The organism is Micromonospora sp. NBC_01405, from assembly GCF_045040155.1.
Lineage (GTDB): Bacteria > Actinomycetota > Actinomycetes > Mycobacteriales > Micromonosporaceae > Micromonospora.
The window spans coordinates 262893-281036 of the sequence record NZ_CP109532.1 but is presented as its reverse complement, the minus strand read 5'-3'; the positions used below and the strand labels follow the sequence as shown (position 1 = coordinate 281036).

Here is an 18144-nt window from a genome sequence, read left to right as displayed (position 1 = left end):
TCGCCGCCGCCCGAGTAGCGGATGGCTGGTCCTGATCCAACGGCTTCTTCAGCTTGATCTTCGAGGTGAGCGGCGGGGTCGGTCAGGGCAGCGGGTCGGCGGTTCCGCGCGGCACCTGCGGCCGACAACGGCGCAGCCGGGCCGCCGCGAGTCGCCCGCCGACGGCCAGCCCGTACCGGTCGACGGCGGCGAGTCCGTACGCGCTGCAGGTCGGGGCGTACCGGCACTGCCCCGGCCAGCGGTGCGACAGCCGGCGGCGGTAGCCGCGGATCGCGGCGAGACCGGCCCGGTCCAGCGGTCCCGGCCGATTGCCGGCCGTCCGGCCCCGCCGGGCGGGTGCCTGGCCGCCGACGACGCCCGCGACGGCGGCGCCCAGGGTGAGCAGGGTGGAGTAGAGCCCGAAGTCGCAGCAGCCCGGGCTGCTGCAAGGGTCGTCGCCACAGGAGTCCAGGGCCCCCTTGCGGCCCTTGCAGCCGGGTCCCTGACGACGCGCGCCGACCTCGCCGTGGCAGTGGCCCGTGGCATGGCAGTGGGTCGGCTTGCGGCAGGGGCAGGGCCCCCGGTCGCCGGAGTCGCCGGCGCCGGTGATCTTCATGGGCGACATCATGCCCGGTCCGGGCGAGCCGCCCTGGTGGGCCCGGCCGCCCCGGGAGGATCCACAAAACGTGACCGGAAACCCGGTGAACATCTGTGGGCACCGCACTAGCGTGGTGATCATGGAAACTCCCGCTGACCCGCGGGCGCGTCGGCTCTTCGGCGGCAGCGCCCGGGCCCTCGGCGATCTCGCCGGCAGCCCGTTCCGGGCCGACCGGGACCGGATCGTGGCCTCGCCCTTCTTCACCCGGCTGGGCGGGGTCACCCAGGTGATCAGCCCCGGCGGCTCCGGGCTGCTCGTGCACAACCGGCTCACCCACAGCCTCAAGGTGGCCCAGGTGGCCCGGGCGATCGCCGAGCGGCTCACCGCCGACGACCGCTGGCAGGGCCTGCTGGAGAAGCTGGGCGGCTGCGACCCGGACGTGGTGGAGGCCGCCGCGCTCGCCCACGACCTCGGCCACCCGCCGTTCGGGCACCTCGGGGAGCGGGTGCTCGACCGGCTGGCCCGGCACCGGCTCGGCCTGGCCGACGGGTTCGAGGGCAACGCGCAGTCGTACCGGATCGTCACCAGCACCGAGATCCGGGGCGCGGCGACCACCGGCCTCGACCTGACCGCGGCGGTCCGGGCGGCCCTGCTGAAGTACCCGTGGACCCGGCTGGACCACCCGGACCCGCACCCCCGGCACCTCGCCCCGCCGCCCCGGGGCGCCGCCGCCCCGCCCGCCGACCCGGACAGCGGCTCGGCCAAGTTCGGCGCGTACCGCACGGAGCTGGCCGACCTGCGGCAGGCCCGGGAGCCGTTCGTCGGGCGGATCGCCGACTGGCAGCAGACCGTCGAGGCGTCGGTGATGGACACCGCCGACGACATCGCGTACGCCATTCACGACGTGGAGGACTTCTACCGGGTCGGGGTGCTCCAGCAGGGGGCCGTGGCCGCCGAGCTGACGGCCTGGCAGCGGGAGAACGGGCACTTCCGGGCGGTCACCGAGCCGGCCCTGGCCGGGGCGGCCCGGCGGCCCGGGGCGGCGATCGAGCGGCTGCGCCGGCAGTTGCACCGCAAGGACGCCTGGATCACCGACGACGAGGCGTTCGCCGCCGCCGTCGAGCACGTCCGCGAGGAACTGGTCGAGGGGCTGCTGGCCATGCCGTTCGACGGCTCTGTCGAGGCGGAGCAGTACGTGGCCCGGTTCTCCGCCCGGTGGACCACCCGGTTCGTCGACGCGATCACCGTCGCCGAGGCCCCGTCGGTGCGCTCCGGGCATGTGCTGCTCGCCCCGGCGCAGTGGCACGAGGTGCAGGTGCTCAAGTTCGTCCACCACCGGTTCGTGCTGGCCCGGCCGGACCTCGCCCTGCACCAGCGCGGCCAGGCCCGGCTGCTGGGCACCCTCGTCGAGGCGCTGTGGGAGTGGCTGCTCGACCCGGAGGAGGAGTCCCGGCTGCCGCGCCGGCTGCACGACCTGGTCGAGCTGGCCGAGGCGGAGCTGCACCCGCGCACCCCGGACCGGGTCGGCCGGGCCCGGGGGCGGGCGATCATCGACTTCGTCGCGCAGCTCACCGACGGCCAGGCGGTGGCGATGCTGGACGCACTCTCCGGCCGCTCCGGAGCGCTGTGGACGGACGCCTTCGTGCTGTGAGGGCGGCGCGGACGGCGTGGACGGCGTGGACAGGGCAGCGCGGCGTGGACTGGCTGCCGCGCGGTGTGGACGGCGCGGCGCGGGCGCTCAGGCGATCGACTGCCACCAGCCGTCGACCGCGGGCGGGTCGTCGACCACCACCCGCTCGCCGGGGCGGGGCACGGCCAGCCGCACGTCGCGGGCCTTCGCCTCGGCCCAGATCCGGTCCACCGGCTCCGACCAGTCGTGCAGGGCCAGGTTGAACGTCGCCCAGTGCACCGGGACGAGCAGCCCGCCGCGCAGGTCGAGGTGGGCCGCCACGGCCTCCTCCGGGAACATGTGGATGCCCGGCCACGCCCGGTCGTACGCGCCGATCTGCATCAGCGTGACGTCGAACGGGCCGTGCTCCGCGCCGATCTCGGCATAGCCGTCGAAGTAGCCGGAGTCACCGGTGTAGAACAGGCGGCGGTGCGCGCCGGCCACCACCCACGAGCTCCACAGCGTGCCGTCGCGGCGCAGCCCCCGGCCGGAGAAGTGCTGGGCGGCGGTGGCGGTGATCGTCAGCGGCCCCACCCGGTGGCTCTCCGACCAGTCCAGCTCGACGATCCGGTGCTCCGGCACGCCCCAGCGCTCCAGGTGGGCGCCGACGCCCAGCGGCACCAGGAACGGCGCCGACTGCCCGGTCAGCAGCGCCCGCACGGTGGCCATGTCGAGGTGGTCGTAGTGGTCGTGGGAGATCAGGATCGCGTCCACGGCGGGCAGCTCGTCGAGGCCGACCGGGGGCTCGTGCAGCCGCCGCGGCCCGACCAGCGCCGACGGCGAGCACCGGTCGCTCCACACCGGGTCGATCAGCACCCGGCGCCCCTCGATCTCGATCAGCGCCGACGCGTGGCCGTACCAGACGACGTTGAGCTCGCGCTCGGTCGCGGCGGGCGCGTCGGCCGGGTGGCGCAGCGGGACGGCGGCGGCCGGGCGGCGTCGCTGCTTGCCGAAGATCAGCTCGCGGACCAGGTTGCGGTCGGCCGCGCCGGGCATCGTGCGGGTGCTCGGCCGGTTGTGGAAGGTGCCGTCGCGGAACTGCGGCGAGCGGGCCGCCCGCGCGGCGCGAGCCCCGGTCAGCCGCCCGCCCAGCGCCGCCGGAACGTCCCGCGCCACCCAGGCCAGCCCGGCGAGCGCGGCCAGCCCGGCCGCGCCGCGCAGCCGCCGCCCGAGCGCCCGCGTAACGGCCCGTTCCGCTGGTTCCCCCATCGTGGTGCCCCCTCCGCCGGTGTACCGCCAGTACACGGTAGTCCGCCGCCGCACCCGCGCGCCGGGTGCCGGTCGGGTCGGCCGCGCGGGTGCCAGGGGCGGGGTCGTCGAGTTCGAGCGGCGGTATGCCCAGGAGGAGCGGGCGGGGTGGCCGGGCCTGGTCAGCCGCCGTTGCTCGGCCGCCGCACGGCCGGCCGGTGGATGGCACCGACGCCGGTCAGCCCGTCGACGGCGGCCAGGAAGCTGCGCCCCATCCGGGCCCGGGCCCGCACCGCCGGGTGGGTCGCGCCGAAGTTGCCCGCGTCGGCCTGCCCGTCGGCGAACAGGGCGTACGTCAGCACCGCCGCGCCGGCGGAGTCGAAGATCACCCCGGCCTCGTGCCGGGCGCTGCCGAACCAGCCCGCCTTGGTGGCGATCCGGGCCCGCTGCGCGGAGGACATCTCGCGCCGGATGCCGTCGGTGAACGCGACGGGGGAGCGCAGCAGCCCGAGCAGGAACGCCGTCGAGGACGCCGACAGCAGCGTGCCGGCGACCAGCGCCCGCAGCAGGTTGTGCGCCTCCCGGGGGGTGCTGGTGCCGAGGAAGAACCGGTTCGGGTTGGCCACCGGCTGCACCTGCGTGTTCGGGAAGCCCTTCGCCACCAGGATCTGGTTCAGCTCGGCCGCCGGGCAGACCAGGCCGCAGAGCCGAACGGCGGTGTCGTCGGAGACGGTGAGCAGGTTCGCCAGCGCGTGCCCCAGGGTGACGCTGCTCGGGTACGCGCCGTCCAGGCTGAAGATCCCGTCCCCGCCGGGCACCACGATCGACGCCGTCACGTCGACCTGCTGGGCGAGCGTGAGCAGTCCCCGGTCGACCTTGTCCAGCACCGCCGTGGCCACCGCGATCTTGTTCACGCTGTACGCCTCGATCTGGGCGTCCGCCTCGTCGGCGACGGCCACCAGCGGGGCGGCGGACGAGTTGGCGACGGTCACGTACGCCTGCCAGTTGCCGCCGGCCCGGGTGGACTCCTGGGCGTACCTGGCAGCCACCCAGCTCGCGGCCTCGGCCGCGGTGGCCGCCGCCCGGGGGCGCATGGCGGCGGCGGAGGCCGGCGTGCCGGCGCCGAGCACCGTGCCGGCGGTCGCCACCGTGCCGAGCCCCAACGCAGCCCTGCGGTTCACCCTGATCGTCATTCGTCTCCCCCGTCGGTGGTCGCGGATCATCCGTTCCGCCGCCACCCTAGGGGAGAAGATCGATTCCGGTGGACCCGAAACCGGTCGCCAGGGCCGGCGACCGACCCCGTGACCAACGCCGTACGGGTCACGGCGCGAGCACGACCTTGACGCAGCCGTCCTCCTTCTTCTGGAACATCTGGTACGCCTGCGCCGCCTGCGCCAGCGGCACCCGGTGGGTCCGCAGGTCCTCCACCCCCAGCGGGTCGCCGTCGCCGGAGAGCAGCGGCATGATCTCGTCGGTCCACCGGCGCACGTGACACTGCCCCATCCGAACCTGGACGCCCCGGTCGAACATCTCCATCAGCGGCAGCGGGTCGACCTCCCCGCCGTACACCCCGGAGATCGACACGGTGCCGCCCCGGCGGACCGCCTTCAGCGCGGCGTGCAGCACGGTCAGCCGGTCCACGCCCGCCCTGTCCGTCATGGTCCGGGCCAGCTTGTCCGGCAGCATCCCGGCCGCGGCCTGGGCCAGCCTGCCCGAGGTGGAGCCGTGCGCCTCCATGCCGACCGCGTCGATCACCGCGTCCGGTCCGCGTCCGTCGACCAGGTCGATCAGCGCGTTGGGCACGTTGTCGAGCCGGCTGACGTCGAGCGTCTCGATGCCGTGCCGGCGGGCCATCTCCAGCCGCTCCGGCACCAGGTCCAGCCCGATCACCCGGTCGGCACCGAGGTGCCGGCCGATCCGGGCGCAGAGCTGCCCCACCGGGCCCAGCCCGAACACCGCGAGGGTGCCGCCGGGCGGGGTGTCGGCGTACCGCACCGCCTGCCAGGCGGTGGGCAGGATGTCGGACAGGTACAGCCAGCGCTCGTCCGGGCCGCTCTCCGGGACCTTGATCGGCCCGAACTGGGCGTGCGGCACCCGCAGGTACTCGGCCTGCCCGCCGGGCACCGAGCCGTACAGCGAGGTGTAGCCGAACAGGGCGGCGCCCTTGCCCTGCGAGGTCACCTGGGTGGTCTCGCACTGGGCGTAGAGCTGCCGGTCGCACATCCAGCAGGAGCCGCAGGAGATGTTGAACGGGATCACCACGCGGTCGCCCGGCTTGAGTCGGGTCACCCCGGACCCGACCTCCTCGACGATCCCCATCGGCTCGTGGCCCAGCACGTCGCCGGGCTTCAGGTACGGCCCCAGCACCTCGTACAAATGCAGGTCGGAGCCGCAGATCGCGGTGGAGGTGATCCGGACGACGGCGTCGGTCGGCTCCTCGATGCGCGGGTCCGGCACCTCCTCGACCCGGACGTCCCGCTTGCCCTGCCAGGTCAGTGCCTTCATGTCTTCCTCGTCCCCTCGTCGGTGCCGCCCCTACGGGACTGCTACCCGCGTCAGGGCCGTTGAACCGGGGGCGCGGGTGCCGGTGGCTCGCCCGTCGACCCGGCGATGGCCTGCTCCGCCTGCGGCTCCCACGGCGTATTGATCTGTCGATATGGAAGATCTACGATGGCCGTCACCGGATCGTCCACCGGCCACGACACGAGCGAGCATCGGGAGACAACAATGAGCGACGATTCGGAAACGGGCCGCCTACTCGATGCGCCGGCTCGGCGTCGCACCCTCCTCACGGCGCTGGGCGTCGGGATCGGGATCGGGGTCGTCGGCGTGCCCAGCCCGGCGATGGCGGCGGTCGCCGGCTGGAGCAACCCGACGCTCGGCGCGCTGACCTCCGGATACAAGACGCCCGGCCGCCCCACCCACACGGGCTGGGACGTGGCGAACAGCCAGGGCACCCCGGTCTACGCGACGGCCGCCGGAACGGTCCGGGACATCAAGACCAACTCGTACCCGGGTGACACGGCGAGCGGCCCCCTGGGCGGTCGCACCGGCAACAGCGTCCACCTCAACCACGCCGACAGCTACTTCTCCTACTACGGCCACCTCCACCGGGTGCTGGTCAGCGACGGCCAGCAGGTCAGCTGCGGACAGCTGATCGGCCTGATGGGCAACACCGGCAACTCGACCGGCCCGCACCTGCACTTCGAGATCCACCGACCCCGGCTGACCTCGACGGACCCCCGGGTCTTCCTGGCCAATCGGGGCATCACCCTCGGCTCGACGGCCCCCGTCGGCAGCACCGGCTACCCGAGCGTCAGCCAGGGCGCCTCGGGATGGGTGCCCAAGGTGATCCAGTACCTGGTGCGGGCGCGCGGCATCTCCGTCGTCGTGGACGGCGTCTTCGGGCCGGCCTGCGCCTCGGCGGTCAGGTCGTTCCAGAGTGGCCGAGGCCTCTACGCCGACGGCATGGTCGGCCCGATCACCTGGACGGCCCTCGTCCTGCCCCTGCTTGAGGGCAACTCCGGCGACCTGGTCCGCGGCCTGCAGACCGCGCTCAACGGCCGGGGCGCGGGCCTCGTCGTGGACGGCGGTTTCGGTGCGGTCACCACCAGCGCGGTACGCGGCTTCCAGAGCCGCAACGGTCTCGTCGCCGATGGCCTCGTCGGCCCGGTGACCTGGAGCGTGCTGATCTGACGCCCCACCTCCCCTGCGCCCCACCTCCCCTGCGCCCGCACCCTCCCCTGCGCCCCACCTCCCCTGCGCGCACTTTCACGGAATGTGTGGCATCGACGCGCGCCATGGCCCCACTTTCCGTGAAAGTGCGCGCACCGGGACCACGCGGGGAGGGGCGGGGGAGTGGGAGGCCCGTCGGCCGACGGGCCGACCGCCGGCCCTCGGTGGGGCGCGGCGGTCGGTCGTCGGGGTGCGGTCGGGTCAGGAGCCCGGGGTGCCGCCGCCCTTGGCGGTCGCCGTGAGGTAGTCGCGGTTGAGTCGGCCGATGGTGTTCAGCGGGATGCCCTTCGGGCAGACCACCGTGCACTCGCCGGCGTTGGTGCAGCCGCCGAAGCCGGCCTCGTCGTGCGCGTCGACCATCCCGATCACCCGGGTGTACCGCTCGGGCTGGCCCTGCGGCAGCAGCGAGAGCTGGGTGAGCTTGGCGGCGGTGAAGAGCATGCCGGAGCCGTTCGGGCAGGCCGCCACGCAGGCCCCGCAGCCGATGCAGGCGGCCGAGGAGAATGCGGCGTCCGCGTCGGCCTTGGCCACCGGCGTGGCGTGCGCGTCGGGGGCGCTGCCGGTCGGCGCGGTGATGTACCCGCCGGCGGCGATGATCTTGTCGAAGGCGCCCCGGTTGACCACCAGGTCCTTGATGACCGGGAAGGCGCGGGCCCGCCACGGCTCGATGTCGATCGTGTCGCCGTCGGAGAACTGCCGCATGTGCAGCTGGCACGCGGTGGTGCCGCGCTGCGGCCCGTGCGCGTCGCCGTTGATCATCAGGCCGCACATGCCGCAGATGCCCTCGCGGCAGTCGTGGTCGAACGCCACCGGCTCCTCGCCGGAGAGGATCAGCCGCTCGTTGAGCACGTCGAGCATCTCCAGGAACGACATGTCGGGGGAGACGTCGTCGACCTGGTAGGTCACCATCCGACCCTTGTCCTCGGGGCCGGGCTGGCGCCAGATGCGCAGGGTCAGGTTCACTTGTAGCTCCGCTGCGTCGGGTGCACGTATTCGAACTCCAGGTCTTCCTTGTGCAACACGGCCGGCTCACCGGCGGCGGTGTACTCCCAGGCCGCCACGTAGGCGAACCGGTCGTCGTCGCGCTGCGCCTCGCCGTCCGGGGTCTGGTGCTCGGCCCGGAAGTGACCGCCGCAGGACTCCTCGCGGTGCAGGGCGTCGACACACATCAGCTCGGCCAGCTCGAAGAAGTCGGCCACCCGGCCGGCCTTCTCCAGCGACTGGTTGAGCCCCTCGCCGTCGCCCGGCACCCGGACCCGCTGCCAGAACTCCTCGCGCAGCGCGCGGATCTCGTCGATCGCCTTGCGCAGCCCGGCCTCGCTGCGTTCCATCCCGCAGTGCTCCCACATGATCTGGCCCAGCTCGCGGTGGAACGAGTCGACCGTCCGGTCGCCGTCGACCGCCAGCAGCCGCCGGACGCGATCCTCCACGTCGGCGCGGGCCTCGACCGCCGCCGGGTGGCTGGCGTCGACCTTCTCCAGCGGCCCGGAGGCCAGGTAGTTGGCGATGGTGCTGGGCAGCACGAAGTAGCCGTCGGCCAGGCCCTGCATCAGCGCCGAGGCGCCGAGCCGGTTCGCGCCGTGGTCGGAGAAGTTCGCCTCGCCGATCACGAACAGCCCGGGGATGGTCGACTGAAGGTCGTAGTCGACCCAGAGGCCGCCCATCGTGTAGTGCACGGCGGGGTAGATCCGCATCGGGACCTGGTACGGGTCCTCGCCGGTGATTCGCTCGTACATCTCGAAGAGGTTGCCGTACTTGGCCTCGATGGCCTCGCGGCCGAGCCGGTCGATCGCGTCGGCGAAGTCGAGGTAGACGCCGAGCTTGGTCGGCCCGACGCCCCGGCCGGCGTCGCAGACGTTCTTCGCGGCCCGGGAGGCGATGTCCCGGGGGACCAGGTTGCCGAAGGAGGGGTAGATCCGCTCCAGGTAGTAGTCCCGCTCGTCCTCTCCGATGTCCCGGGGCGCGCGGTCGTCGCCGGTGGCCTTCGGCACCCACACGCGGCCGTCGTTGCGCAGCGACTCGCTCATCAGCGTCAGCTTCGACTGGTGGTCGCCGGAGACGGGGATGCAGGTCGGGTGGATCTGGGTGTAGCAGGGGTTGGCGAAGTAGGCGCCCTTGCGGTGCGCCCGCCAGGTCGCGGTGACGTTGCAGCCCTTGGCGTTGGTGGAGAGGTAGAAGACGTTGCCGTACCCGCCGGAGGCGAGCACCACCGCGTCGGCCATCTCGGTGCTGATCTCGCCGGTGACCAGGTCCCGGACCACGATGCCCCGGGCCCGTCCGTCGACGACGACCAGCTCCAGCATCTCGTGCCGGGCGTTCATCTCGACGTTGCCCAGGCCGATCTGCCGCTCCAGCGCCTGGTACGCCCCGAGCAGCAACTGCTGGCCCGTCTGGCCCCGGGCGTAGAAGGTGCGCTGCACCTGCGCGCCGCCGAACGAGCGGGTGTCGAGCAGGCCGCCGTACTCGCGGGCGAACGGCACGCCCTGGGCGACGCACTGGTCGATGATGTTGACCGACACCTCGGCCAGCCGGTGCACGTTCGACTCCCGGGAGCGGAAGTCGCCGCCCTTCACGGTGTCGTAGAACAGCCGGTGCACCGAGTCGCCGTCGTTGCGGTAGTTCTTGGCGGCGTTGATGCCGCCCTGCGCGGCGATCGAGTGGGCCCGGCGCGGGCTGTCCTGATAGCAGTACGACCTGACGTGATAGCCCTGCTCGGCCAGCGTGGCGGCGGCCGACCCGCCGGCCAGGCCGGTGCCCACCACGATCACCGTCATCTTGCGGCGGTTGGCCGGGTTGACCAGCTTGGCCTCGAAGCGGCGGGTGTCCCAGCGGGCCTCGATCGGGCCGCCAGGAGCCAACGTGTCGGCGATCGGGTCGCCCTCGGTGAACAGATCCATGGTCAGGCCACCAATCCGGTGAGTACGGCGAACGGGACCGCCAGGTAGCCGGCGCAGAGCGCGACGGCGAGGACGAGTGCGGCGGCACGCGCCCGGCGTTCGCCCCCGGGGGTCTGCTGGCCGAGGCTGCGGAACGCGCTGAACGCGCCGTGGCGCAGGTGGAAGCCGAGCGCCACGATCGCCAGGGTGTAGAAGAGCGTGACGTACCAGCGCTCCGGCGCGAAGTCGGCGACCACGTTGCCGTACGGGTTGCTGGAATCGCCCTTGGGGTTCAGGTGACCGGTGGTCAGGTCCAGGATGTGGTAGATCACGAAGAGCAGGATGATCACCCCACCCCAGCGCATGGTGCGGGCCGCGTAGCTGCCCCGGACCGGCTTGCGGTGGGCGTACCGCACCGGGCGGGCGGCGCGGGCGCGCAGGGCGAGCACCGTGGCGGCGGCGATGTGGCCCAGCACGGCCACCAGCAGCGCCGTGCGCTGGATCCACAGGAACCAGGTCGACGGGAGCAGCGGCGTGCCGAGGTCTCGCAGCCAGTGCCCGTAGTGGTCGAACGCGGTCTCGCCGGTGAAGATCTTCAGGTTGCCGAGCATGTGGGCGATCAGGAACAGCATGAGGAGGATGCCCGTCACCGCCATGACGGCCTTCAGACCGACGTTGGAGCGGATGGGCGACCGAGTTTTCGTGAGTACCACTCGACCGACGCTAGGAGCACATCGATCAGTCGTCCAATGCATGGACCTCGCAGTCTTGATAGCCATAGGCTATGCAGATGCAGCTCCATCAGCTCCGCTACTTCGTCGCAGTCGCGGAAGTGCGACATTTCACCCAGGCGGCCGATGTCGTCGGCATAACCCAGCCCTCGTTGAGTAAGCAAATTCACGCCCTGGAGGCCGACCTCGGGGCGCCGCTGTTCGAGCGGGTGCGGGGCAACATCGCCCTCACCGCCGCCGGCGAGGTGCTGCTCCCGCTGGCCAGGCGCATCCTCGCCGACGTCGAGACCGCCACCCGCGAGGTCCAGGAACTGGTCGGGCTGCGGCGCGGCCGGGTCCGCCTCGGCGCCACCCCGAGCCTGGCCACCGCGCTCGCCCCGCCGGTGCTGCGCCGGTTCCGCGACGCCCACCCCGCCGTCGACCTGCGGGTGGAGGAGGGCGGCTCGCAGAACCTGGTCCGCGACCTGCTCCGCGGCGACCTCGACCTGGCCTTGATCATCATGCCCGCCCACGGCGCGGATCCGGGGCTGCACACCGAGGAGATCCTCCGGGAGAGCCTGGTGGTGGCCTCACTGGACGAGGTCCCCGGCACCTCGGCGGCCGGCGAGCTGCGCGTCACCGACCTGCGCGGCCAGCCGCTGGTCATGTTCCGCGAGGGCTACGACCTGCGCGACGCCACCCTCCAGGCGTGCCGGGAGGCCGGCTTCGAGCCGACCCTCTCCGTCGACGGCGGCGAGATGGACGCCGTGCTCAGCTTCGTCGAGGCCGGGCTCGGGGTGGCGCTGGTGCCCGGCATCGTGGTGGCCCGCCGACCCGCCATCCGGGTCACCCGGCTGGCCCCGCCGGGGGTGCGCCGGACCATCGCCGTGGCCCGCCGCCGCGACGTCGTGCCCACCCACGCCGGGCGCGAACTGCGCCGCATCCTGATGGACTACGTGCACACCGCGATCGAGGCGGACGACCTCCCGCCCGGGGTGGAGCCGAGGTGAGGGACCCCGGTCGGGGGAATGTTGCGGCCCTGCCGTCCGCTTGTGCCGTGCTTGAGTTAAATAGTCCTTAAGCGCGTTGTATCAGCCGCGTTGCTCCTGTTGGTCCCCTATGGTGAAGCCTTGCACAGGCACGACGCCCCGTCGGCCTGTCGAAGACGAAGTCGACACGCGGGCTCGCGTGGCAGGGAGGCCACCACATGAGGATCCTGGTTACCGGCGGTGCCGGCTTCATCGGTTCACACTTCGCCCGGAGCCTGCTCAACGGGCGGTACACCGGCTTCCAGGACTGCCACGTGACGGTCCTGGACAAGCTGACCTACGCGAGCGACCGGCACAACCTGCCCGCCAGCCACCCCCGCCTGGCCTTCGTCCGCGGCGACATCTGCGACCGGCCGCTGCTCGCCGACCTGGTCCCCGGGCACGACGCGGTGGTGCACTTCGCCGCCGAATCGCATGTGGACCGCTCCATCGACGACCCGGCCCCGTTCTTCGAGACGAACGTGATGGGCTCGCACCGCCTGATGGCCGCCTGCGCCCGCGCCGGCGTGGGCCGGGTCGTGCACGTCTCCACCGACGAGGTGTACGGGTCGATCACCGACGGCGCGTGGACCGAGCGCTGCGTGCTGGAGCCCAACTCGCCGTACGCGGCGTCGAAGGCGGCCAGCGACCACGTCGTGCGCTCGTACTGGCGCACCTTCGACGTCGACGTGTCGATCACCCGGTGCGCCAACAACTACGGGCCCTACCAGCACGTGGAGAAGGTCATCCCGCGCTTCGTCACCAGCCTGCTCACCGGTGGGGACATCACCCTGCACGGTGACGGCGGCGCGGTCCGGGAGTGGCTGCACGTCGACGACCACTGCCGGGCCATCGCACTGGTGCTGGGCAAGGGCCGCGCCGGGGAGGTCTACAACATCGGGGGCGACGTCGAGCTGACCAACAAGGCGCTGGCCGAGGAGATCCTGCTGCTCGCCGGGGCCGGCTGGGAGCGGGTGCGGCACGTCGCCGACCGCAAGGTCCAGGACCAGCGGTACTCGCTCGACTACACCAAGATCTCCGACGAGCTCGGCTTCGAGCCGCAGATCCGGTTCGCCGAGGGGCTGTCCGAGGTCTTCCACTGGTACCGGGAGAACCGGGCCTGGTGGGCGCACGCGTACCCGGAGGCCCGCTCCGGCGGCCTGACCAACTCCGTGCGGGGGCTCCCGGTCGGCCGGGCGGTGCCCGCCCCGGTGCACTGACCCGCCGCCAGCACGCCGTCCGGCCCCCGGGCGGTGGCGGCCGTACCGCCCGGGGACGGGCCGGTCCGACCCGCCCCGGGCGGCTCAGCGGCCCTCTGCGTCGTCCATCGCCCGGTAGATCCGCTGCTCGGAGACCGGGTAGGGGGTGCCGAGCGCCTGGGCGAACACGTTCACCCGCAGCTCCTCGATCATCCAGCGGATCTGCCGCACCGCCGCCGACTGCCGCCGGCTCGGCGGCAGCGCGGCGAGCAGGTCGGCGTACTCCTTCTGCACCACCGCGATCCGGTCCTGCTGCTGGCGGTCCCGCTGCGGGTTGCCCGGCAGCCGGTCCAGCCGCCGTTCGATCGCGGTCAGGTAGCGCAGCAGGTCGGGCAGGCGGGTGTACCCGCTCTCGGTGATGAAGCCGGCGTGCACCAGGCCGGAGAGCTGGGCCCGGATGTCGGCCAGGGCGGCCACCACGGCCAGGTTCTGGGTCTTGCCGAGCCGCTGCTCGACGGCGTACCCGGCGGCGAGCACCTGCCGCACCCGCCCCATCACCTCGACCACGGTGTCCACCAGGTCGGCGCGGACCCGCTCGCGCAGCGCGGCGAAGCCCTCGGCGTCCCACGCGGGGCCGCCGGCCTCGGTGATCAGCCTGTCGATCGCCGCCCCGGCCGCGTCGGAGATGAGCTGCTGCACGCCGCCGTGCGGGTTGCGGCTCAGCGCCAGCTTCGCCTCGTTGGACAGCCGCCCCTGGAGGAACTTCGCCGGGGACGGCACGGTCAGCCGCAGCAGCCGCCGGGTGCCGGCCCAGTGCGCGGCGGCCTGCTCGGCCTCGGAGTCGAAGACCTTCACCCCGACCGTCGACCCCTCGTCGACCAGCGCCGGGTACGCGGTCACCGCGTACCCCGCGCGGACCTGTTCGATGGTGCGCGGCAGGGTGCCGACGCTCCACTGGGTCAGCCCGGTGCGAGCCACCTCCGGCGCGGCGGCGGCCACCACCTGGCGCACCTCCTGGCGGAGCTGGCGTTGCAGGGCCGGCAGGTCCTTGCCCTCGGCGACGGGCTTGTTCTCCTCGTCGAGCACCCGGAAGCTGACCCGCAGGTGGGCGGGGAGTTTCGCCGGCTCCCAGGCGTCCCGGGGCACGGTCACCCCGGTCATCCGGCGCAGCTGCCGGGTCAGCGCGTCCAGCAGCGGCTCCTCGCCCGGGGTGATCGCGGCGAGCGCCGCCCGGGCGTAGTCGGGGACCGGGACGAAGTTGCGCCGGACCGGCTTGGGCAGCGACCGGATCAGCGCGATCACCATCTCCTCGCGCAGGCCGGGGACCTGCCAGTCGAAGCTCTCCACCGGCACCTGGTTGAGCAGCGGCAGCGGGATGTCCACGGTCACCCCGTCGGTCGAGGTGCCCGGATCGAAGGTGTAGGTCAGCGGGAGGGCGACCCCGTCGGTCCGCCACTCGTCCGGGTAGTCGTCCTCGGCGACCCCGCCACGGCCGGCGTTGACCAGCAGCTCCCGGGTGAACGTGAGCAGGTCGGGCCGTTCCCGGCGGGTCTGCTTCCACCAGGCGTCGAAGTGCCGCCCGGACACCACGTCGGCCGGGATCCGCTCGTCGTAGAACTGGAAGATCGTCTCGTCGTCGACCAGGATGTCCCGCCGTCGGGCCCGGTTCTCCAACTCCGCGATATCGGTCAGCAGCCGCTGGTTGTCCTGCCAGAACTGGTGGTGGGTCTGCCAGTCGCCCTCGACCAGGGCGTGCCGGATGAACAGCTCCCGGGACAGCGTCGGGTCGATCCGGCCGAAGTTCACCTTCCGGGCGGTGACCAGCGGTACGCCGTACAGGGTGACCTTCTCGTACGCCAGCACCGCCGCCTGCTTCTTCTCCCAGTGCGGCTCGCTGTAGTTGCGCTTGACCAGGTGCTGGGCCAGCGGCTCGACCCACTCCGGCTCGACCCGGCCGGCCACCCGACCCCAGAGCCGGGAGGTCTCCACCAACTCGGCGGCCATCACCCAGCGCGGCGGCTTCTTGAACAGCGCCGACCCCGGGAACAGGGCGAACTTCGCGCCCCGCGCGCCCAGGTACTCGTGCTTCTGCGGGTCCTTGAGCCCGACGTGGGACAGCAGGCCGGCCAGCAGCGACTGGTGCACCTTCGGGGTGTCGATCTCCTCCGGCAGGTCCGCGGCCGGGCCGCGCCGTCCGCCGTCCGCCCCGGCCTCCTTCGCGCCGCGCCCGTCGCGTCCACCGCCGGCCTGATCGGGGGTACGGAGCACCTGGCGGAGCTGGCTGACGATGTCCTGCCACTCGCGCACCCGCAGGTAGTTGAGGTACTCCGCCTTGCACATCCGACGGAACGCGCTCGACGACAGTTCCCGCTGCTGTTCCCGCAGGTACCGCCACAGGTTCAGCAGCGCGACGAAGTCGGATTCCCGGTCGGCGAACCGGGCGTGCGCCTGGTCAGCCTGGGCCTGCCGCTCCGCCGGCCGCTCGCGCGGGTCCTGGATGGACAGCGCGGCGGCGATCACCATCACCTCGGTGGCGCAGCCGTTGCGCTCGCCCTCGAGGACCATCCGGGCCAGCCGGGGGTCGACCGGGAGCTGGGCCAGCCGCCGGCCCAGCGGGGTGAGCCGCTTGTCCGGGTCGGTCTCGGTCGGGTCGAGCGCGCCCAGCTCGTGCAGCAGGTGCACCCCGTCGGCGACGTTGCGCTTGTCCGGCGGGTCGATGAACGGGAATGCCGCGACGTCGCCCAGCCCGATCGAGGTCATCTGGAGGATGACCGAGGCCAGGTTGGTGCGCAGGATCTCCGGGTCGGTGAACTCCGGGCGGGACAGGAAGTCCGGCTCGTCGTAGAGGCGGATGCAGATGCCGTCCGAGGTGCGCCCGCAGCGGCCCTTGCGCTGGTTGGCCGACGCCTGGGACACCGGCTCGATCGGCAGCCGCTGCACCTTCAGCCGGCTGGAGTACCGGGAGATCCGGGCGGTGCCCGGGTCCACCACGTACTTGATGCCGGGCACGGTCAGCGAGGTCTCGGCGACGTTGGTGGCGAGCACCACCCGGCGCCCGGGGTGCGGGGCGAACACCCGGTGCTGCTCGGCGGACGACAGCCGGGCGTACAGCGGCAGGATCTCGGTGCCGAGCAGCGACCGCTTCTTCTCCACCAGCCTGGCCAGCGCGTCGGCGGTGTCCCGGATCTCCCGCTCGCCGGAGAGGAAGACCAGGATGTCGCCCGGCCCCTCGGCGGCCAACTCCTCCACCGCGTCCCCGATCGCCTGGATCTGGTCGCGGACGTTCTCCTCGTCGTCGTTCTCGTCGGCCTCGGCCTCGGTGACCTCGACCAGCGGCCGGTACCGCAGCTCCACCGGGTACGTCCGTCCGGACACCTCGACCACCGGCGCCGGTCTGCCCTCCGCCGCCCCCTCGACGGGCGGGGCGGCGAAGTGCCGGGCGAACCGCCCGGTCTCGATGGTCGCCGAGGTGATGATCACCTTGAGGTCGGGGCGGCGGGGGAGGAGCTGCCGCAGGTATCCCAGGATGAAGTCGATGTTGAGGGAGCGCTCGTGCGCCTCGTCGATGATCAGCGTGTCGTACTGGCGCAGCATCCGGTCGGTCTGCAACTCGGCCAGCAGGATGCCGTCGGTCATCAGCTTCACCAGGCTGCGGTCGCCGACCTGGTCGTGGAAGCGGACCTTGTAGCCGACCACGTCGCCCAGCTCGGTGCCCAGCTCCTCGGCGATCCGGTCGGCCACCGTCCGGGCGGCCAGCCGGCGCGGCTGGGTGTGCCCGATCAGCCCGTGCACCCCACGCCCCAGCTCCAGGCAGATCTTCGGCAGCTGGGTGGTCTTGCCGGAACCGGTCTCGCCGGCCACGATCACCACCTGGTGGTCGCGGATCGCGGCGGCGATGTCGTCCCTGCGTTCGCTGACCGGCAGCCCGGCCGGGTAGGTGATCACGGGCACGGCCGCCCGACGGTCGGCGAGCCGCTGCTCGGCCCGGGCCACGTCGGCGGTGATCTCGGCCAGGGCAGCCTCGCGCCGCTGCGGGTCGCGCAGCCGCCGGGCGCCGTCGAGGCGCCGCTGGAGCCGGCGCTGGTCGCGGAACATCAGGGTGGGCAGGCGGCGGTGCAGCTCGCGGACGGTGTCGGACGCGGCGGGTGCGGCGGGAGCGGCGGGAGCGGCTGGATTCTGCATGTCGTCGCCAAGGATAGGCAGCCCGAGTGCCGACCGCCCCCCGGTTATCGCCGTCTAGAGTTGACCGCCGACCGACACCGACCGCGGGGACGCCGAGAATGACCATGCGAGACACCGACCGGGCGCTGGTACAGGCCGCCACGGCGGTCGCCAAGCTGCGCTGTCGCAGCGCCAACCACACCGTCGCCGCCGCCGCCCGCACGGCCGACGGCCGGGTCTTCACCGGCGTGAACGTCTACCACTTCACCGGTGGGCCGTGCGCCGAGGTGGTCGCGATCGGCGCCGCCGCCACCCAGGGTGCGGGCGAGCTGGAGACGATCGTGGCGGTGGGCGACCGGGGACGGGGCGTCATCCCGCCGTGCGGCCGGTGCCGACAGGTGCTGCTGGACTATTTCCCGTCGATCCGGGTCATCGTCGGCCCGGCGGACGCGCTGCGCGCCGTGCCGGTCGCCGAGCTGCTGCCCACGGAGTACGTCTGGGCCGACCACCAGATCGACGCCGGTGTCGGGGTGCCGACGCCCCGCGAGGACGCCGCCGGCTGACCACCCCGGCGGCCCCCGGCCCCGGCCCGCCGCCGGCCCCGGCTCAGTCGCCCGCCGCCATCTCCAGCATCGACCGGGGGATCGGCGCGCCGTCGAACCGGACGTTGCCCTGCGGCACCAGCCAGCTCATCACCCGCACGACGAGCCGGCCGGCCCGGACCGCCGGGTCGTTGCCGTACAGCTCGCGGGCCGCCGCCCGATCGACCGCGAGCACCGCGAAGCCGCGCAGCCGGTCGTCGTCGGGGTCGAGGAAGGGACCGGCCGCCAGGACGAGGCCCTGCTCCACCAGCCCCGCCTGGTGGGCCAGGTGGGCGTCGCGCAACCGGTCCGCAGCGTCCCGGGGCAGCTCCGGCGCGTCCTCGGGCCAGGCGAGGAGCACGACGGTGTGCTGGTCGAATTCCATGCGACCAGCGTATGGGGGCGAATGGTGCCGTCATC

14 protein-coding genes are annotated in these 18144 nt (G+C 73.1%); 5 read left to right on the top strand and 9 right to left on the bottom strand.

The genetic code is table 11. The annotated features are described in order from the left end of the window. Positions 1–82: 82 nt before the first annotated feature. Positions 83–595 (bottom strand): membrane protein insertion efficiency factor YidD, encoded by a 513-nt coding sequence (yidD, locus tag OG559_RS01330; RefSeq protein ID WP_405111315.1) that lies wholly within the window; start codon positions 593–595, stop codon positions 83–85. A gap of 121 nt (positions 596–716) precedes the next feature. On the opposite strand from yidD, the gene OG559_RS01325 reads away from it, so the two are divergent. Further along, positions 717–2228: a deoxyguanosinetriphosphate triphosphohydrolase family protein gene (locus OG559_RS01325; protein WP_405111312.1), complete on the top strand. Its 1512-nt coding sequence runs from the start codon at positions 717–719 to the stop codon at positions 2226–2228. An 87-nt stretch (positions 2229–2315) separates the two neighbouring features. Here OG559_RS01325 and OG559_RS01320 read toward each other — a convergent pair whose 3' ends face one another. The 3 genes from OG559_RS01320 to OG559_RS01310 form a co-directional block, all read right to left on the bottom strand. Continuing rightward, positions 2316–3455: an MBL fold metallo-hydrolase gene (locus OG559_RS01320; RefSeq protein WP_405111310.1), complete on the bottom strand. Its 1140-nt coding sequence runs from the start codon at positions 3453–3455 to the stop codon at positions 2316–2318. A 161-nt stretch (positions 3456–3616) separates the two neighbouring features. Next, the gene (locus OG559_RS01315; RefSeq protein ID WP_405111307.1) at positions 3617–4627 is read right to left on the bottom strand and encodes a serine hydrolase; all 1011 of its coding nucleotides are present in this window, start codon (positions 4625–4627) and stop codon (positions 3617–3619) included. Between the two features lie 127 nt (positions 4628–4754). Continuing rightward, the gene (locus OG559_RS01310) at positions 4755–5939 is read right to left on the bottom strand and encodes a zinc-dependent alcohol dehydrogenase (RefSeq protein ID WP_405111304.1); all 1185 of its coding nucleotides are present in this window, start codon (positions 5937–5939) and stop codon (positions 4755–4757) included. A 222-nt stretch (positions 5940–6161) separates the two neighbouring features. On the opposite strand from OG559_RS01310, the gene OG559_RS01305 reads away from it, so the two are divergent. Then, a complete protein-coding gene (locus OG559_RS01305; protein ID WP_405111302.1) occupies positions 6162–7130 on the top strand; it encodes a peptidoglycan DD-metalloendopeptidase family protein in 969 nt (322 codons plus the stop codon). Positions 7131–7370: 240 nt separating this feature from the next. On the opposite strand, the gene OG559_RS01300 is transcribed toward OG559_RS01305, so the two are convergent. The 3 genes from OG559_RS01300 to OG559_RS01290 are packed head-to-tail and all read right to left on the bottom strand — an operon-like array spanning position 7371 to position 10800. After that, entirely contained in the window at positions 7371–8132 is a 762-nt protein-coding gene (locus OG559_RS01300; protein ID WP_405111299.1) for a succinate dehydrogenase/fumarate reductase iron-sulfur subunit, read from the bottom strand. Then, entirely contained in the window at positions 8129–10066 is a 1938-nt protein-coding gene (locus OG559_RS01295) for a fumarate reductase/succinate dehydrogenase flavoprotein subunit (RefSeq protein ID WP_405111296.1), read from the bottom strand. The genes OG559_RS01300 and OG559_RS01295 overlap by 4 nt, the downstream gene beginning before the upstream one ends. Positions 10067–10068: 2 nt before the next feature. Further along, a complete protein-coding gene (locus tag OG559_RS01290; RefSeq protein ID WP_405111294.1) occupies positions 10069–10800 on the bottom strand; it encodes a succinate dehydrogenase cytochrome b subunit in 732 nt (243 codons plus the stop codon). A 29-nt stretch (positions 10801–10829) separates the two neighbouring features. On the opposite strand from OG559_RS01290, the gene OG559_RS01285 reads away from it, so the two are divergent. Further along, complete coding sequence (locus tag OG559_RS01285; protein ID WP_405111291.1) at positions 10830–11765, top strand: LysR family transcriptional regulator; 936 nt, start codon at positions 10830–10832, stop codon at positions 11763–11765. Between the two features lie 197 nt (positions 11766–11962). After that, positions 11963–13003: a dTDP-glucose 4,6-dehydratase gene (rfbB, locus tag OG559_RS01280; protein WP_405111289.1), complete on the top strand. Its 1041-nt coding sequence runs from the start codon at positions 11963–11965 to the stop codon at positions 13001–13003. An 84-nt stretch (positions 13004–13087) separates the two neighbouring features. Here rfbB and hrpA read toward each other — a convergent pair whose 3' ends face one another. Next, a complete protein-coding gene (hrpA, locus tag OG559_RS01275) occupies positions 13088–17164 on the bottom strand; it encodes an ATP-dependent RNA helicase HrpA (protein ID WP_405111286.1) in 4077 nt (1358 codons plus the stop codon). Between the two features lie 98 nt (positions 17165–17262). Here hrpA and OG559_RS01270 point away from each other — a divergent pair, with 98 nt between their 5' ends. Continuing rightward, positions 17263–17706: a cytidine deaminase family protein gene (locus OG559_RS01270; RefSeq protein WP_405111283.1), complete on the top strand. Its 444-nt coding sequence runs from the start codon at positions 17263–17265 to the stop codon at positions 17704–17706. A 43-nt stretch (positions 17707–17749) separates the two neighbouring features. Here the strand turns inward: OG559_RS01270 and OG559_RS01265 are convergent, their stop codons facing one another. Further along, a complete protein-coding gene (locus OG559_RS01265; RefSeq protein WP_405111280.1) occupies positions 17750–18109 on the bottom strand; it encodes a YciI family protein in 360 nt (119 codons plus the stop codon). Positions 18110–18144 lie beyond the last annotated feature (35 nt).

What these genes read in the sequence shown, in the direction of transcription:
- OG559_RS01310 (WP_405111304.1), bottom strand. Translation starts at nt 5,939, where the DNA reads ATGAAGGCACTGACCTGGCAGGGCAAGCGGGACGTCCGGGTCGAGGAG.
- OG559_RS01265 (WP_405111280.1), bottom strand. Translation starts at nt 18,109, where the DNA reads ATGGAATTCGACCAGCACACCGTCGTGCTCCTCGCCTGGCCCGAGGAC.
- OG559_RS01295 (WP_405111296.1), bottom strand. Translation starts at nt 10,066, where the DNA reads ATGGATCTGTTCACCGAGGGCGACCCGATCGCCGACACGTTGGCTCCT.
- OG559_RS01270 (WP_405111283.1), top strand. Translation starts at nt 17,263, where the DNA reads ATGACCATGCGAGACACCGACCGGGCGCTGGTACAGGCCGCCACGGCG.
- yidD (WP_405111315.1), bottom strand. Translation starts at nt 595, where the DNA reads ATGAAGATCACCGGCGCCGGCGACTCCGGCGACCGGGGGCCCTGCCCC.
- OG559_RS01325 (WP_405111312.1), top strand. Translation starts at nt 717, where the DNA reads ATGGAAACTCCCGCTGACCCGCGGGCGCGTCGGCTCTTCGGCGGCAGC.
- OG559_RS01290 (WP_405111294.1), bottom strand. Translation starts at nt 10,800, where the DNA reads ATGCATTGGACGACTGATCGATGTGCTCCTAGCGTCGGTCGAGTGGTA.
- rfbB (WP_405111289.1), top strand. Translation starts at nt 11,963, where the DNA reads ATGAGGATCCTGGTTACCGGCGGTGCCGGCTTCATCGGTTCACACTTC.
- OG559_RS01315 (WP_405111307.1), bottom strand. Translation starts at nt 4,627, where the DNA reads ATGACGATCAGGGTGAACCGCAGGGCTGCGTTGGGGCTCGGCACGGTG.
- hrpA (WP_405111286.1), bottom strand. Translation starts at nt 17,164, where the DNA reads ATGCAGAATCCAGCCGCTCCCGCCGCTCCCGCCGCACCCGCCGCGTCC.
- OG559_RS01305 (WP_405111302.1), top strand. Translation starts at nt 6,162, where the DNA reads ATGAGCGACGATTCGGAAACGGGCCGCCTACTCGATGCGCCGGCTCGG.
- OG559_RS01320 (WP_405111310.1), bottom strand. Translation starts at nt 3,455, where the DNA reads ATGGGGGAACCAGCGGAACGGGCCGTTACGCGGGCGCTCGGGCGGCGG.
- OG559_RS01285 (WP_405111291.1), top strand. Translation starts at nt 10,830, where the DNA reads ATGCAGATGCAGCTCCATCAGCTCCGCTACTTCGTCGCAGTCGCGGAA.